This window comes from Salimicrobium halophilum (assembly GCF_900100295.1).
GTDB classification, from domain to species: Bacteria; Bacillota; Bacilli; order Bacillales; family Halobacillaceae; genus Salimicrobium; species Salimicrobium halophilum.
Map to the genome: position 1 here is coordinate 88,859 of NZ_FNEV01000004.1, position 15,905 is coordinate 104,763.

The 15,905-nt window shown below is 47.5% G+C and carries 14 protein-coding genes; 7 read left to right on the top strand and 7 right to left on the bottom strand.

Annotated features, from left to right (window positions below; genetic code table 11):
• Positions 1 to 9 precede the first annotated feature (9 nt).
• On the top strand, positions 10 to 732 hold the full coding sequence (locus BLQ44_RS07645; RefSeq protein ID WP_093193308.1) for a tryptophan-rich sensory protein: 723 nt from the start codon (positions 10 to 12) through the stop codon (positions 730 to 732).
• Between the two features lie 42 nt (positions 733 to 774).
• Complete coding sequence (locus BLQ44_RS07650; RefSeq protein ID WP_093193309.1) at positions 775 to 1,626, top strand: GAF domain-containing protein; 852 nt, start codon at positions 775 to 777, stop codon at positions 1,624 to 1,626.
• Between the two features lie 57 nt (positions 1,627 to 1,683).
• On the opposite strand, the gene BLQ44_RS07655 is transcribed toward BLQ44_RS07650, so the two are convergent.
• The 5 genes from BLQ44_RS07655 to treP form a co-directional block, all read right to left on the bottom strand.
• Positions 1,684 to 3,633 (bottom strand): aconitate hydratase, encoded by a 1,950-nt coding sequence (locus BLQ44_RS07655; RefSeq protein WP_093193512.1) that lies wholly within the window; start codon positions 3,631 to 3,633, stop codon positions 1,684 to 1,686.
• A 546-nt stretch (positions 3,634 to 4,179) separates the two neighbouring features.
• Complete coding sequence (locus tag BLQ44_RS07665) at positions 4,180 to 4,692, bottom strand: DUF6933 domain-containing protein (protein ID WP_093193311.1); 513 nt, start codon at positions 4,690 to 4,692, stop codon at positions 4,180 to 4,182.
• A 126-nt stretch (positions 4,693 to 4,818) separates the two neighbouring features.
• A complete protein-coding gene (treR, locus tag BLQ44_RS07670; protein ID WP_093193312.1) occupies positions 4,819 to 5,532 on the bottom strand; it encodes a trehalose operon repressor in 714 nt (237 codons plus the stop codon).
• Between the two features lie 23 nt (positions 5,533 to 5,555).
• On the bottom strand, positions 5,556 to 7,223 hold the full coding sequence (gene treC, locus BLQ44_RS07675) for an alpha,alpha-phosphotrehalase (RefSeq protein ID WP_093193313.1): 1,668 nt from the start codon (positions 7,221 to 7,223) through the stop codon (positions 5,556 to 5,558).
• 74 nt (positions 7,224 to 7,297) lie between these two features.
• Positions 7,298 to 8,707: a PTS system trehalose-specific EIIBC component gene (gene treP, locus BLQ44_RS07680; protein ID WP_093193314.1), complete on the bottom strand. Its 1,410-nt coding sequence runs from the start codon at positions 8,705 to 8,707 to the stop codon at positions 7,298 to 7,300.
• Positions 8,708 to 8,896: 189 nt separating this feature from the next.
• Between treP and BLQ44_RS07685 the strand changes: the two genes are divergently transcribed.
• Together BLQ44_RS07685 and trhO are read left to right on the top strand one after the other, a co-directional pair.
• The gene (locus BLQ44_RS07685; protein WP_093193315.1) at positions 8,897 to 9,445 is read left to right on the top strand and encodes a cysteine hydrolase family protein; all 549 of its coding nucleotides are present in this window, start codon (positions 8,897 to 8,899) and stop codon (positions 9,443 to 9,445) included.
• 113 nt (positions 9,446 to 9,558) lie between these two features.
• Entirely contained in the window at positions 9,559 to 10,503 is a 945-nt protein-coding gene (gene trhO, locus BLQ44_RS07690; RefSeq protein WP_407690369.1) for an oxygen-dependent tRNA uridine(34) hydroxylase TrhO, read from the top strand.
• A 107-nt stretch (positions 10,504 to 10,610) separates the two neighbouring features.
• Here trhO and thiD read toward each other — a convergent pair whose 3' ends face one another.
• A complete protein-coding gene (gene thiD / locus BLQ44_RS07695; RefSeq protein ID WP_093193317.1) occupies positions 10,611 to 11,405 on the bottom strand; it encodes a bifunctional hydroxymethylpyrimidine kinase/phosphomethylpyrimidine kinase in 795 nt (264 codons plus the stop codon).
• 54 nt (positions 11,406 to 11,459) lie between these two features.
• Here thiD and BLQ44_RS07700 point away from each other — a divergent pair, with 54 nt between their 5' ends.
• Together BLQ44_RS07700 and BLQ44_RS07705 are read left to right on the top strand one after the other, a co-directional pair.
• Positions 11,460 to 12,392: a PD-(D/E)XK nuclease family protein gene (locus tag BLQ44_RS07700; protein ID WP_093193318.1), complete on the top strand. Its 933-nt coding sequence runs from the start codon at positions 11,460 to 11,462 to the stop codon at positions 12,390 to 12,392.
• A 65-nt stretch (positions 12,393 to 12,457) separates the two neighbouring features.
• Entirely contained in the window at positions 12,458 to 13,093 is a 636-nt protein-coding gene (locus BLQ44_RS07705) for an SDR family oxidoreductase (protein ID WP_093193319.1), read from the top strand.
• Between the two features lie 37 nt (positions 13,094 to 13,130).
• On the opposite strand, the gene BLQ44_RS07710 is transcribed toward BLQ44_RS07705, so the two are convergent.
• Positions 13,131 to 13,994 (bottom strand): 5'-3' exonuclease, encoded by an 864-nt coding sequence (locus tag BLQ44_RS07710; protein WP_093193320.1) that lies wholly within the window; start codon positions 13,992 to 13,994, stop codon positions 13,131 to 13,133.
• A 189-nt stretch (positions 13,995 to 14,183) separates the two neighbouring features.
• Here BLQ44_RS07710 and exaC point away from each other — a divergent pair, with 189 nt between their 5' ends.
• Positions 14,184 to 15,704, top strand: coding sequence for an acetaldehyde dehydrogenase ExaC (exaC, locus tag BLQ44_RS07715; protein ID WP_093193321.1), 1,521 nt, complete (start codon positions 14,184 to 14,186; stop codon positions 15,702 to 15,704).
• Positions 15,705 to 15,905: the final 201 nt, after the last annotated feature.

The window sequence follows — 15,905 nt, forward strand, 5'->3', positions numbered from 1 at the left end:
GGTGTTTTTATGAAGAAGAAATTATTCATCATGTACATAGCGTTCTTCGTTATGGTAGCTATGAACGTGCTCGCGAACATTCTTCCATTGAACGGTTACACAACCGGCGAGGTTTCGAATATGTATACCGTCTACTTCACTCCCGCCGGATTCACGTTCAGTATATGGAGCATCATTTACCTTTCACTATTCTATTGGCTCCTCACTTTTACCTTGAAAAAACAGGAGCTGACGAACTCTCTGTTTCTTCTATTCCTATTAACGTGCCTATTCAACATTTCCTGGATAGTGCTATGGCACTTTCTCTTCGACGGCATCGCTCTCTTGAATATCACCCTTCACTTGTTGTCCATCTATGCTCTGTATCAGGCTCAGCGGTTGGTGAATCCAAAGCGTCGATACGTCTTCCCTATATCGATCTATCTCGGCTGGATCATCGTCGCTACGCTCACGAATGCTCAGTACTGGCTGGTCGCAAGTGTTGAGATCAGCAGTCTTCTACACTGGATCATCGCTTATGCAGCACTTGTTTTGGTGGGGCTGGCAGGGGTGTATTTCCTTAAAATCGAGAAAAATGTAGTCGTGCCGTTTGTATTCATCTGGTCCGCATTCGGCATAGCTATAAAAAATTACTCCGAGAACCTCTTATTTACGCTTGCTACCTTCCTTTTGCTTATCTTTCTAACACTGGCCATTCTCAACTATTTGATTGCATATGGAAGAAAGAAGTAGAATAGAAAGAAGACACACGTTAAGGAAGGAATCGATATTTCTATGAAAAATCAAGAAAGCGTAGAAACATTTCAGTCGCTGAGGAAAGCATCTGAAAAAATATTCGAGCTGATCACGAGTCACCTTAATGTCCAATCAGCCTACGTCGCAAAGCGCGGGGACACAGCGATGACCGTCCTAAGCTCTCATAACAATAAAGAAGAACTTGTACCGGAAGGACTAGAAGTCGAATACAGCGGGGCTGTTTGTCGCGTAGTCATCAACGGCGAAAACAACACCTTCAACTCGAGCAACACGATGGGGGATGAATTGACCAGAGAGCTGGAAGTCGCAAACGATTTGGAGATGAAAGGGTTTCTCGGCGTTACCCTTCGCGACCAGAAGGGTGAAATCTTCGGTACGCTGTGCGTTCTGGATCAGGAAGAGAAAAACTTTTCAGAGGAAGACGTAGAATTTCTCCGGTCCATTGCTAATATTCTCTCTTATTTGATTGAGCTCGACTATACACAGTTCAATATGTCCTTGTTAAATGTGCCGATACTCCCTATCACACAAGGAGTTTCCGTTCTGACACTGCAGGGAATCGTGGACGACGAAAGAGCCGACAAACTGACAGCCGATGTGCTTCGGTACGCCGCTCAACACGAAATCGATTATTTTATCATCGAATTATCCGAACTTGTCGTCCTGAACGGAAAGTTCCCCTATGTCGTCGTGGAAATCCTGCAGGCCCTTCAGGTTATGGGAATCATTCCGATTCTCACAGGGATCACCCCGTCCATCGCTATGCAGGAATCAGGGCTTGATGCTTTAAGAAACCTGCGCATCAAAACCGTCTCGAACGTCGAAGAAGCCCTTGAATACATAGGTTTCTCTCTTATCGAATCAAAATAACAACAAGGACGTAACAAGAGCCGTCAGGGATACCCTGACGGCTCTTGTTTTGCTTCATTATTTTTCCAGACGATCTTTCACCCAGTTGATCAGACCACCAGTTTCCATAATCTCAATCTGACGTTCAGACAGAGCATGTTCCACTTTGATCTTCTTATCTTTACCTTTTACTTCTACTTCAAGTTCATTTCCTTCACGTATCTTATCACGAAGGCCGGAGAATACGAGGGTATCTCCCTGACTGATTTCATCCCAGTCGCTTTCATTTACGAATGTAAGCGGAAGAACACCGAAGTTGGCAAGGTTCTGCCAGTGGATACGGGCAAAGTCCTGGACAATCGCCACTTTCATACCTAAGAAACGCGGTGCTAAGGCAGCGTGTTCACGACTGGAGCCCTGTCCGTAATTCGTACCTCCGACGACCGCATGTCCGCCGTCATCACGAGCTTCCATCGCACGATCATAATACGTTTCATCCACGATTTCAAAAGTGAACTTACTGATTTCCGGAAGGTTACTGCGGTATGGAAGGACACGGGCGCCTCCGGCAAGGATTTCATCCGTAGAAATATCATTGCCCATCTTCAGAAGTACCGGTAGTTCCATATCATTCGGCAATTCATCCATCTCCGGAATCGAAGCGATGTTCGGACCTTTCACAAGTTCATAGTTCTTCGATTCATCCTCTGACACCGGACGTTCGAGCAGTTGTGTGTCCACGGTCGGCTGATCAGGCATCTCGACTTTCGGATAATCGAATCCTGCGTTGCGGGGATCAGTGATCTTTCCGAACAACGCTGAAACCGCCGCTGTTTCCGGGCTACATAGAAAGACACTGTCTTCTTTCGTACCGGAACGTCCCGGGAAGTTACGCGGTGTGGTACGAAGACTGTTTCGTCCCGTAGCCGGAGCCTGCCCCATACCGATACATCCGTTACAACCGGCCTGGTGCAGACGCGCGCCGGCCTGAAGGAAGTTCGCAATATGTCCGTTCTTCGACATATCGATCAGCATCTGGCGGGACGTCGGGTTTAAGTCAAGGGAAATCCCTTCTGCAATGTGACGCCCTTCCACGATTTGTGAAGCAATAGCGAAATCACGATACCCAGGGTTCGCTGAAGACCCGATATAAGACTGATAGATCGGCTCGCCTTCCACTTCGCTCACCGGAACGACATTGCCGGGGCTCGATGGTTTCGCAATAAGCGGCTCCAGTTCGGAAAGATTGATCTCGTCGTGACGATCATACTCCGCTCCATCGTCCGCTTTCAATTCGATCCACTCGTCTCCGCGACCTTCCTGCGTCATGTAATTCTTCGTTTCTTCATCAGATGGGAAAACCGTACCGGTAGCACCGAGTTCTGCTCCCATGTTAGCGATGACGTGACGATCCATCGCGGAAAGTTTTTCAAGGCCTGGACCGTAGTATTCGAATACATGGTTGACCCCGCCTTTCACACCGTGACGGCGAAGCATCTCGAGAATCACATCTTTGGCGCTTACCCAGTCCGGCAATTCTCCTGTCACTTTCACGCCCCAGACTTTCGGCATTTTTACGTGGAACGGTTCTCCGGCAATCGCCATCGCCACGTCGATGCCGCCCGCTCCGATTGCAAGCATTCCCATACAACCGTTCGCGCATGTATGACTATCTGAACCGAGAAGTGTTTTTCCCGGACGCGCCAGACGCTGCATGTGTACCGGGTGGCTGACCCCATTACCCGGACGGCTGTAGTACAAACCGAATTTCTTGGCTGCGCTTTCAAGGAACAAGTGGTCATCCGGGTTCTTGCTGTCTTCCTGAATCAGGTTATGGTCGACATATTGTGCAGAGGCTTCCGTTTTTGCACGGTCGATGCCCATTGCTTCAAGCTCCAACATTACCATCGTACCTGTAGCATCCTGTGTCAGTGTCTGATCGATGTTCAGACCGATTTCGGATCCAGGTTTCATTTCACCTTCAACCAGGTGATCTTTGATCAATTTTTGTGTGACATTATAACTCACACAAAACCCCTCCTTATCAAAATAGAATTCTTCTATGTTCATGGTGCCTCCTACAACTTTACCCGAATTCTTGGAAAATTACTCATGGGATTGAAGAAAAGCGGATCACCCCGCTTAGAAACTTCAGCCATAAGCAACTTGGTCAACGAAAGGCGCTCTCCCTTTCTTTGATTCAAGTTGCTTATGGCTCGAGTTTCTGGGTGATGCAGCTAGACAAGGAAAAGCGGAGAAGAACATTTAGAAGTTCAAATATAAGCAGACGAGCCTCGCTTCGGGCGTTCTTTCCCGAAACTGGGTTGGCTGCTTATATTTCGGACTTCTGTTTTTAGCAGCTGGATCTGAAAAAGAAAAGCGGAGACACCTTGATACCAGCTTTGCCCTCCACTCGTGACTCGGCTCGTGCCCTGAGTGTCCCTGTTCTTAAGTACCGCGACGTTCAGCACCACTTTTTGATTGTGAGTGGTTAGCAACAGCATTTGCGCCCCACTCAAGACAGGAACCACACCCGCGAACGGCGCACAAGAGCAAAAGAAAAAGCACCCCCCCTCAGGAATGCTTATGATCATAGTACCTATTCAATTCGTCGATCGGATTCTTATGCTCAAGCGTCAGATAAAGCATCTCTTCGTTCATCCAGCGGTTCACTTCTACGGCATCCACCTCTTCATAGGTTCTGCCATCTGTGAACCGTTCCATCATCTTAAGCGCCTCATTCATCCGGCCGAGCGTCCGTCGATTATCCGTCTTCGTCAGCGTAATCTTCTTCGATTGCTCCAGAAGATCATCTTTGCTCTCTTCTTTCACATGAAGCATCTGAAGAAGCTGCTTCAAAGAACCACGTAGCACGTTATCGATATTTTCATATTGCTCTTTTTCAAGTCCGAACAGAATAAGGGTCACCGCTGTACGGTCATTCATGAGAATGAGCCCTTCCGTGTCTTCTAATACGAATTGATTCATCTGCCAGCGATAAATATCAGGAATGTCCGATTTATCGATTTCTTCCCTATCCATTGGTAGAGATTTTGCCAGTTTTTCCGTAACTCCGATTGTAAACATTCTCTCTCACCTCGTCTTTTTCTCAGTGTAACATGAACAGCGTGATGGCATCGCCTTCTGACCTTCCTCAGGTAGAAAACAATTTTACCGAAAAAAGAATAATCCTGCAGTTCATATACTGCAGGATTACTTCACCCGTCTCGCGAAGTCGACGAACTGGAACTTGTCCGGGCGGTGACGCGATTCCGTATACTGGAACAGCGTAGCATCCGACAAATAGACGTAACTCCGGATAACGACCACCTGGGTGTGTTCCTTCAGGTCGAGATATTTTTTGTCTTCTTCCGTCGCTTCTTCGACGACGATCTGTTTTTTGGCAAAGCTTATCTCAAGACCGAGTTCTTCTTCGATGAATTCATAGATGGAAACCTCAGCCACCTCTTTCGTCAGCCCTTTCACGTAGTCCTGACGGAGATAATCTTTATCCAAAATGATGCGTTCGCCGTTGATCTCCCGGCTTCGGACAATGTTCCAGACGCGTATGTCTTCCTCACACCCAAGAGCCTTCTGAAGTTCTTCACCGGGTTCTGAAAGAAAGAGCTGCTCGACGGTTGTGTGGATATCCCCGCCGAATTGCTCGGATAGTTCTTTAAAGCTCGTAAGACCGGAAACCGGGAATTCGAACTTGCTGTGGTCCAGTACGACCGATCCCTTCCCACGCACTTTGTGGATGTACCCGTTCTGCACCAGCAGGTTCAATGCCTTTCGGATCGTCTCCCTCGACGTTTCGTACGTTTCTTTCAGTTCGTGCTCAGACGGAAGGATTTCACCGGGGTGGTATTCGCCGCGCTGAATCTGCCGAACGAGATCATTGTAGATTGTAAGAAATTTATTCTGCATATTTTTTCACCATAGTCAGTATATCAGTCTTTGTGCAAGTAATAAACGACGGATTCATACGGACGAAGGACGACTTCAGATGTTAGATCAGGAGCGTCCTCATGGTTCGAGATCAACACCTGCGCTTCCCCTGTAAGAGACTCAGGAATCCGGGCGGTAGTTTTTTCACTATAAAAGTTACTGAGAACTACAAGACGCTCTGTATCCGTCTCTCTCTTATACGCGAACAAACTTGCATCATCTTCCAGAAGAAGTTCGTAGTTCCCTTCCGTAATGATGTCATAGTCTTTCCTCAACCCGATCAGTTTCTGGTAATGCTGAAAAACAGAATCATCCTGCCGAAGCTCTGCCTCTGCGTTGATGTCCCTGTAATTCTCCGGGACCTCGATCCACGGCGTACCAGTAGTGAATCCGGCGTTCTTTCCGCTATTCCATTGCATAGGGGTCCGACTGTTATCCCTCGACTTCTGCTGCAGAATACCCATGACCTCTTCTTCGGATTTCCCTTCCTGCTTCATGATGTCATAACTGTTCAGGGATTCCACATCACGGTATTGATCGATGGAGTCGAAGCCCGGGTTCGGCATACCGATTTCCTCTCCCTGATAAATGTAAGGGGTCCCCTTCATCATATGCATCGTCGTAGCAAGCATTTTTGCAGATGTTACCCGATATTTGAAATCATCACCGAATCTCGAGACGACACGCGGCTGATCGTGGTTGCACCAAAACAGCGCATTCCAGCCTCCGCCTTCGTGCATGCCCACTTGCCACTCGCTTAAGATCCGCTTCAATTCCTGAAGATCGAACGGCGCTTTCGTCCACTTTTCCCCGTTCGGATAGTCGACTTTCAAGTGGTGGAAACTGAACGTCATACTAAGCTCCTGACGTTCCGGGCGGGTATATTTTACACAGTGATCGATCGTCGTGGAGGACATTTCCCCTACCGTCATCAGATCATAAGGGGCAAACACTTCCCGGTTCATTTCGTGCATGTACTCATGGACACGTGGACCGTCTGTGTAGAATTTACGCCCGTCTCCCGTATCATCATTAGGGAAGCGCTGGTCTTTGGATACGAGATTGATGACATCGAGTCGGAACCCGTCGATCCCTTTTTCCGCCCAGAACTTCATCATCTCATATACATCTCTGCGTACTTCTTCGTTCTCCCAGTTCAGGTCTGCCTGCGTTACGTCAAACAGGTGCAGGTAGTACTGCCCTGTCTTTTCATCATACTGCCAGGCGTTCCCTCCGAACTTCGACTGCCAGTTGGTCGGCTCTTCTCCGTCCACTGGATCTTTCCAGATATAATAATCCCGGTATGGGTTATCCTTCGATTTCATCGATTCCTGGAACCACTGGTGCTCGGTCGACGTGTGGTTCACGACGATGTCCATGATGACCTTGATTCCACGCTGATGTGCTTCTTCAAGAAGACGATCGAAATCTTCCATCGTTCCGTATTCTTCGTGGATGTCGAAGTAATCGCTGATGTCATAACCATTATCATTTTGCGGAGACTTGTACACGGGAGTCAGCCAGATGACGTCCGCTCCGAGTTCCTTGATGTAATCGAGTTTTTCTATAATACCCTGAATATCCCCGGTTCCGTTCCCGGTCGTATCGTTGAAGCTTTTCGGATAAATCTGATACACGACTGCCTTTTGCCACCATGATGCTGAAGTCATGAAAACGCCTCCTTTTTCTTCACTTAATCAAGCAGCCGTGTAAGGTAAGCACCCACACGGCTGGAATAATTCATTTATACGTCCTTTTTACGTTTTGCATACAGATACGTTCCTGCGAGTGGCAGAACGATTACGATTGCCATCCCGATGAGGAAGTCTCCCCAGTACTGGTTCATGATGGAAAAGATTCCTGGCACACCGCCGACCCCGATAGAGGTAGCGAGCACTCCTTGAGACGAGATGTAAAGTCCGGCGATCGCAGACGAAATAAGAGAAATGACGAACGGATATTTGAACCGTAAATTGACCCCGAATAGAGCCGGTTCTGTAATACCGAGCCATGCGGAAAGACCAGAAGACCCACTCAATCCTCTCAATTTCTCATCTTTCGTTGCAAGGAAAATAGCGAATGCCGCAGACCCTTGCGCAATGTTCGACAGTGCAAGCATCGGCCATAAGAAGGTGCTTCCTGTGCTTCCGACAAGCTGGATATCGACAGCAAGGAAAGTATGGTGCATCCCTGTGATAACGAGAGCCCCGTACAGACCACCGTAGATCAGACCGCCGAGCCAGGCTGCCATATCAAAGAGAGCTATGAATCCATCACTGATTCCGTTACCGATAGCGAATGTAATAGGTCCGATCAGAATGAAGGTCAGGAACCCTGTTACGAGCAATGCGACAGGCGCTACAATCAATAACTGGATACTTTCCGGAATTCTTTTACGTAAGAATAATTCGATTTTCGTAAGAACCCATGCCGCCACGAGCACCGGTAATACCTGCCCCTGATAACCGATCTTGTCCACTTCGAATCCGAATAGATCCCAGACCGGAACGGTACCTTCTTCTACAGCATTACCGTACGCATAAGCACTCAACAGTTCCGGGTTCACGAGCACGAGACCGATCAACATACCGAGCAGCGGTGTCCCGCCGAACCGTTTCGCAGCTGACCAACCGATCAGTGCGGGTAAGAACACGAAGGCGGTGTTCGCGATGACGATAATCATGTTGGCAAGGCCGGACCATTGCGGATAAACGTCTATAACTGACTGATCATCGAAAAATATGCCTGTTCCTGTCAGAAGGTTATTCAGCCCGAGCAGAAGACCTGCCGTAATGATGGCCGGAAGAATCGGAATGAATATGTCCGCCAGCGTTTTCACCCCGCGCTGGAGCGGGTTCATCTTATCTTCTGTCTGTTCTTTCACTTCTTCTTTCGTCGCTTCCCCTATACCGGCAAGCTCAATAAATTCATTGTATACTTTATCAACTGTTCCCTGACCTATAACGACCTGGAATTGATTGTTCGCAGAAAACGATCCCTTTACAGCATCGAGATTATCCAGCCTTTCCTGGTCAACGATCCCTTCATCATTAAGTGCCAGACGAAGACGAGTGACACAGTGAGTTGCTGCGTTTACGTTCTCTTTACCGCCGAGGGCTTCTAGTATCTGTTCCGCCTCTTTACGATAATCCATATGTTTCCCTCCTCGTAGTTCTTGAATCCGGAAGCTTCAACCGCTTTCACACAAATCCGAATCTTGTATATACATCTTATACTTCATATTATAATTTGTATATACAAGAATGACAACCCTTTCATTTAGATATTTGTCAAAAAGTTTGTTAACATGTGTATATACACATGTTAAAGGAGAGGTCATTCCATGAAGAAAGCTTTATTAGTCGTAGATTACACCAATGATTTTGTCGCTGAAAACGGTGCATTGACGTGTGGAGAGCCGGGGCGGAATATCGAAAATCAAATCGCAGGACACATAAAAGAATTCGCCGAAAATAAAGAAGACATTTTCTTTATGATCGATGCACATAAAAAGAACGATCCCTTTCACCCTGAAACCAAGCTATTTCCTCCCCACAACATCGTAGGTACGAACGGAAGAGAGCTATACGGAAAAGTCAAAGAAGAATATGACCATTATAAAGCGGAAGACTTTGTCCACTATCTCGACAAAACACGTTATAGCGCCTTCGCCGGTACTCCACTCGAGCTTTTGCTTAAAGAAAGAGGCGTAACGGAAATACATTTGACTGGGGTCTGTACAGATATCTGTGTACTTCACACAGCAGTTGATGCCTATAACCTAGGTTACCCGATTACCATATATCAAAACGCTGTCGCTTCTTTCAACCAGACGGGTCATGAATGGGCGCTCGGTCATTTCGAATCCTCTCTTGGCGCTTCTATAAAATAACGATGTTCACAGATTTTCTATTTGAATTTATAGGGAAAATCGCATATGATGAATGATGGACAATTATGATTACACTTAATTTTTTACCTATATAAGAATAGAAAATAGGAGGAATCATCATGAGCTCAGATTACCGAGTTCTTCTGTATTACAAATATGTTGATTTGCCGGATTATGAGGAATATTGTGCTGACCATCTACAGTTCTGTAAAGACCTTGGCTTGAAGGGACGCATCATTATAGCGCCTGAAGGGATGAATGGTACGGTTTCCGGAACTGTGGAGCAGGTTGAGGAGTATATGGAATATGTACGCTCCGACGAACGTTTCGCTGACATTCATTTCAAAATAGATGAACACGAAGGGCATGCGTTCAAGAAAATGCACTGCCGCGTGAAGCCGGAACTCGTCAACTGGAGTATCGACGACGATGACATCGATCCGAAAACATTCGGCGGACAACATCTGAAGCCGAAAGAATTCAACGAAATGCTGAAGGATGAAGACACGATCGTCATCGATGGAAGAAACGAATACGAATACCGTATCGGCCACTTCCGCAACGCCATCCGTCCAGAGGTGAACTTCTCCCGTGAATTCCCGGAATGGGTAGCTGAGAAGGCGGATGAATGGAAGGACAAAAAAGTTCTTACGTACTGCACAGGCGGCATCCGCTGTGAGAAACTCACCGGAATCCTGAAGAAGAATGGCGTAGAAGAAGTCTATCAACTTGAAGGCGGTATTACAACGTATGGTAAAGATCCGGAAGTACAGGGTGAATTGTTCGACGGTAAAATGTACGTCTTCGATGAACGTATTTCCGTCCCGATCAACCAGAAAGAAGAAGTGGTTGTAGCAGAGTGTGAACATTGCGGCAACAAAGAAGACCGTATGATCAACTGCTCGAACCCTGTATGTAACCGTCAGTATGTATGCTGTGAAGATTGTGAGAAAGAATATCACGCAGCATGCACAGCCGAGTGCAAGGAGCACCCGGAGAACCGCTGGGATCCTGAACTTGAGACACAAATCGATAAATATACGAAAACAAAAGCATAAGTTATAAGCAGCACCCTGAACTCATCCGGGTGCTGCTTTTTTGCTCATAATTGCTTGAAACATGCTCAAAAACTACAAAAACATGCTGAATCCTCAGCGAAACATGCTTATTTCAACCTGGAAGCCGCGTGATAAGTCGATCCGATCCCTCTCTCAAAAGAAAGCGCGTGACGGATCGCTTCCGTTACGAAACGCTTCGCTTCCCCCACCGCTTCTTCTACAGAATTCCCTTTTGCTAACCCTGCCGTAATAGCGGCGGAGTACGTACACCCGGCACCACTCGTATGAACCGTATCAATCCGTTCCGAGCGATATTCCGTCACTTTTTCTCCGTCATAGAGAAGATCCACAGCCGGATAATCAGAAAGGGCCCCTCCTTTGATGAGCACATAATCAGCACCAAGGGCATGCAATTTTTTGACGGCCTCTTCCATCTCCTCTATCGTTTCAGTCACTTTCTCCCCCAGAAGCTTTCCTGCTTCCTGCAAATTCGGTGTAAGAACGGTCGCCTTCGGAATCAGCCGGCTTTTCATACTCTCAATCGCTTCATCCTTCAACAGCTGCGTCCCCATTTTGCCGATCATCACCGGATCAAGGACGTACGGCGCTCCTTTATACTGCTCCAGAAGGTCTGCCGTCTTTTCGATGATCGTTTCCGTGAACAACATCCCCGTCTTCAGGGCATCCACCCCGACGTGTTCCATCGATGCATGGATCTGTGCTTCCACAGCTTCCGTGCTTTGAGTGAAGACTCCCTGCTCTGTAATCGAATTATTGGCGACCAGTGCAGTGACAGCACTCATTCCGTACACGTCGAACTCTTCGAATGTTTTCAGATCTGCCTGAATGCCGGCACTCCCCTGACTGGCAGAACCGGCAATCGTGAGCGTTCGTGGTATCATTATCCTTCCACCTTTCTATCTTTTTCTACTATAATGAATTGAAGGAGGGTGACTATGGCCAAATATCCCGAATTATCCTGGTCCATTGCCAGGCATAAAACATTAATGACTTGCGCACGTAAATACGCCTATCACTATTATACCTCTCATAACGGGTGGCTTCATGATATAGACAGTTTATCGCAACAGACCTACAGGCTCAAAAAAATCACGAATCTTGAAATGCACTTCGGAAGCATCGTCCACGACGCCATCGAAAGGGCGGTCACCCACTACCGGAAAACGGGGAAAGTCCCGGAAGAAGAGAAAATGAAAGACTTCATCCGGCGTGGCCTGAATCTGGCCTATCGTGACTCGCATGAGCGGGAATATATGTGGTGGCGCAGGCCGAAGGATTATACGATGCTCCATGAAGTCTATTACGGAAATAACGTACCTGATGAAAAAATCACGAAAATCCGCTCCCGCCTGGAAATCGTCCTGAAGAATTTCTTCGCGAGTCCTACCTTCCGCGATATGCTCAAGAGTCAGGAAACAGATTTCATCGAATCCGAGAAATTCCGCTACCTCCGGATCGACGGTGTGAAAGTTTTCGTCGTGATGGACTTATTGTATTACCATTTCGAAACCGGAAAATGGGTCATCGTCGACTGGAAAACCGGAAAGCAGACGGATGAAGACCGGAACCAGCTCGCGCTCTATGCTCTTTACGTCAAACATACCTTACCCTTAGAGTCTCTAAACGATATAGTCGTACGTAACGAGTACCTTTTGGACGGGGAAACAACGGAATACCAGCTGAGGGAAGAGGACCTCCATCAAGTCCAGGAGATTTTCGACCGGAGCCTACAGGAAATGCAGCGTTACATGGAAGACACGGAGCAGAATGCCCCTCTTCCTCTTACGGCTTTTCCGATGCAGCAGGACGAGCGGATCTGTGCTTCCTGCAACTATCAGGAACTATGTTTTTCCAGCGGACATGTTTAAACCTTCTGAGAAGCGGATATGTAAGTAGAGCAAGCAAACTTACGGAAGGGAGCTTTGATTTACTTATGAAAGTACTAGTAGCTGGTGCAAACGGACATACAGGACGTTTGCTCGTACAATATCTAAAAGAAGACGGCCATGAACCGTATGGAATGGTCCGTAAAGAAGAACAGAAAGCGACGATTGAATCTCTCGGAGGTATCCCTGTGTTAGCGGACCTTACGAAAGATGTAGGACACGCCGTGAAAGGCATGGACGCTGTCATATTCGCAGCCGGTTCCGGCTCCAGCACAGGCCCTGAACAGACTGTAGCTGTCGACCAGGAAGGCGCGATCAATCTCGTGAAGAATACAGAGAAATTCGGTATGACGAAGTTCGTTATGTTGAGCTCGATTGCAGCTGGTGACCCAAGTCGCGTGGGTGAAGATATGCGTCATTACATGGAAGCGAAAGGCAAAGCGGATGAATATCTGCAGAGCACAGAACTCGATTACACAATCGTCCGTCCAGGAGGGCTGACGCACGGTGAATCTACTAGCAAAATCCAAGTGGGAGATACCGTCGAATTCGGTGAAATTCCTCGTGCGGATGTCGCGAAAACGATCATTGCTGCTCTTCAGGAGCCGAACGCCTACCATAAAACGTTCGAAGTGATCAGTGGCGATACACAGATCGAAGAAGCGTTGAAAACATTGAGATAAACGAAAATGCACCCGGCGCCGGGTGCATTTTTTTGTATTATATGAGGTTCTTCCGCCAGTTCCGGAACTCCAGCTCATTGAATTTCTCCGCCATCCGTTCTTCTTTCACGTCAAAGAAAGCTTCCTCCAGCGGATGACTAACTTCTGCATTACAGCGTATTTCAGCAAGATCCCGGGATAAGTGCAACATCTCGAGATCGGTCTCGATTTTACTTCGCTGGCCTTTCGTCAGGGAATCGATGTTCTCCAGGATCCCTTCGATCGATTCATACTGGTGAAGCAACTTCAGCGCTGTCTTTTCCCCTATCCCTTTGACTCCTGGATAGTTGTCACTGCTGTCTCCCATGAAAGCCTTCAGATCGATAAGTTGCCGGGGCGTTATGCCTTTTTCTTCTTTGAGACGATCCTCTGTATATTCAGCGTAGTTGCCATACCCTTTTTTCAATAAAAGCACGGAAACATTAGGCTGAAGAAGCTGGAGCATGTCCTGGTCCCCGGTAAGAATCATCACTTCCGCTTCTTCACGGTAATGACTGCTGAGCGTTCCGATACAATCGTCCGCTTCATAACCTGCCATCCCGACATTCGGGATATTGAGAGCTTCCGTCACTTCCTTCGCAAGATCGAACTGTGGAATCATCTCTTCCGGTGGAGCACTGCGATTGGCCTTGTAACTCTCAAACAAATCATTCCGGAACGTTTTACTCCCCATGTCCCAGCAGGCGACGATATGAGTAGGTTCATACACTCGGGCTGCTGTAAAAAGGTGCTTCACCATTCCATATACCGCATTGGTAGGAACACCTTTCGAATTGATCATATAATAATTGCTCATAGCAGTTGCGTAGAACGCACGGAATAATAGAGCCATTCCATCTACGAGCATCACTCTTTTCTCCATCCGTATTCTCCCCTTTCTCCTTCTATTATTATATCAGCTTAGGGAAGACCGCTGAAGCTTTTAGATCATTCCTGTGAAGTCGGGCCATAGAAGGAATCTCTCACTTTTTCAGATAATTGACAATATTTCGGCTCCGTGATAAATTCTATTTGTAACCGTTTTCAAAAAGAGCACAGGAGGAATGATTGAATGGTCTATCAGAATCCGAACACAGAAGGGTCACCCGTACAATTCAAAGAACAATACGAGAACTACATCGGAGGGAAATGGACTGCTCCAGAAAAAGGGCAGTACTTCGATAACGTGTCTCCGGTAACCGGCAAAAACTTTACCAGAGTAGCACGCTCAACGGAAGAAGATATCAATAAAGCTGTAGAAGAATCTCATAAAGCAAAGGCTGCCTGGGGCGCTACATCCGTCGCTGAACGGGCCAATATACTTAATAAAATCGCTGATCGTATGGAAGAGAATCTCGAAAATCTGGCAATCGCTGAAACTTGGGAAAACGGAAAAGCTGTCCGCGAAACCCTCAACGCAGACATTCCACTCGCCATCGACCACTTCCGCTACTTCGCAGGAGCGATCCGTGCCGAAGAAGGAACGATTGGACAAATCGACAACGACACGGTCGCCTATCACTTCAATGAACCTATCGGCGTCGTCGGACAGATTATTCCGTGGAACTTCCCTATCCTCATGGCAACCTGGAAACTGGCTCCAGCTCTGGCAGCAGGAAACTGCGTCGTATTGAAACCGGCGGAACAGACACCTGTTTCCATCCTTTATCTCCTTGAGATGATCGAGGATCTGCTCCCGGCAGGAGTGCTGAACATCGTCAACGGCTTCGGTCTTGAAACAGGGAAGCCTCTGGCTCAGCATCCGGACATCCAAAAGGTCGCATTTACCGGCGAAACGACAACAGGTCGTATGATCATGCAATACGCGTCTCAAAATATCATCCCAGTAACGCTCGAGCTCGGTGGTAAATCCCCGAACATCTTCTTCCCGGATATTATGCAGGAAGACGATGACTTTCTTGATAAATCGATCGAAGGGCTGATCATGTTCGCGTTGAACCAGGGTGAAGTATGTACATGCCCTTCCCGTGCGCTTGTGCATGAATCCATCTATGACGAATTCATGGACCGGGCGATAAAACGTATAGAAGAGATCAATATCGGCAACCCGCTCGATCCGAATGTAGCTATGGGAGCACAAGCGTCTTCCGAGCAGCTCGAGAAGATTCTCTCTTACCTTAAGATCGGTAAGGAAGAAGGAGCGGAACTGTTGACCGGTGGAGAACAGAACCACCTCGACGGAGAGCTTTCTGACGGATATTACGTGAAACCTACCGTGTTCAAAGGAACCAACGACATGCGTATCTTCCAGGAAGAAATCTTCGGACCGGTCCTTTCCGTGACGACGTTCAAAGACGAAGAAGAAGCGATGGAAATCGCCAACGATACCCTTTACGGACTAGGAGCAGGAATCTGGACGCGTAACGTAAACACCGCTTACCGCTTCGGACGCGGCATCCAGGCCGGACGTGTATGGACAAACTGTTACCACTCCTACCCAGCTCACGCTGCATTCGGCGGCTACAAGATGTCCGGAATCGGCCGCGAGAACCACAAGATGATGCTCGGCCACTACCAGCAGACGAAAAACATGCTCGTCAGCTACAGCCCTCAGAAACTTGGATTTTTCTAAGATGGAAAGCGGAGAAGAGCGTTTAGAAGCTCAAATATAAGTAGACGGCTCTGATTTCGAGCGATCTTTCTCGAAACAGAGGTGGCTACTTATATTTCGGGCTTCTGCTCTTCGTAGCTAGACATGAAAAGCGGAAAAGCCCCGCTTAGAAGCAAAACATAAGGTAGAAAGCATTGAGCTTTCTACCAGAAAGGATGAACC

What these genes read in the sequence shown, in the direction of transcription:
- BLQ44_RS07710 (WP_093193320.1), bottom strand. Translation starts at nt 13,994, where the DNA reads ATGGAGAAAAGAGTGATGCTCGTAGATGGAATGGCTCTATTATTCCGT.
- BLQ44_RS07685 (WP_093193315.1), top strand. Translation starts at nt 8,897, where the DNA reads ATGAAGAAAGCTTTATTAGTCGTAGATTACACCAATGATTTTGTCGCT.
- BLQ44_RS07650 (WP_093193309.1), top strand. Translation starts at nt 775, where the DNA reads ATGAAAAATCAAGAAAGCGTAGAAACATTTCAGTCGCTGAGGAAAGCA.
- BLQ44_RS07665 (WP_093193311.1), bottom strand. Translation starts at nt 4,692, where the DNA reads ATGTTTACAATCGGAGTTACGGAAAAACTGGCAAAATCTCTACCAATG.
- treR (WP_093193312.1), bottom strand. Translation starts at nt 5,532, where the DNA reads ATGCAGAATAAATTTCTTACAATCTACAATGATCTCGTTCGGCAGATT.
- treP (WP_093193314.1), bottom strand. Translation starts at nt 8,707, where the DNA reads ATGGATTATCGTAAAGAGGCGGAACAGATACTAGAAGCCCTCGGCGGT.
- treC (WP_093193313.1), bottom strand. Translation starts at nt 7,223, where the DNA reads ATGACTTCAGCATCATGGTGGCAAAAGGCAGTCGTGTATCAGATTTAT.
- exaC (WP_093193321.1), top strand. Translation starts at nt 14,184, where the DNA reads ATGGTCTATCAGAATCCGAACACAGAAGGGTCACCCGTACAATTCAAA.
- thiD (WP_093193317.1), bottom strand. Translation starts at nt 11,405, where the DNA reads ATGATACCACGAACGCTCACGATTGCCGGTTCTGCCAGTCAGGGGAGT.
- BLQ44_RS07705 (WP_093193319.1), top strand. Translation starts at nt 12,458, where the DNA reads ATGAAAGTACTAGTAGCTGGTGCAAACGGACATACAGGACGTTTGCTC.
- BLQ44_RS07700 (WP_093193318.1), top strand. Translation starts at nt 11,460, where the DNA reads ATGGCCAAATATCCCGAATTATCCTGGTCCATTGCCAGGCATAAAACA.
- BLQ44_RS07645 (WP_093193308.1), top strand. Translation starts at nt 10, where the DNA reads ATGAAGAAGAAATTATTCATCATGTACATAGCGTTCTTCGTTATGGTA.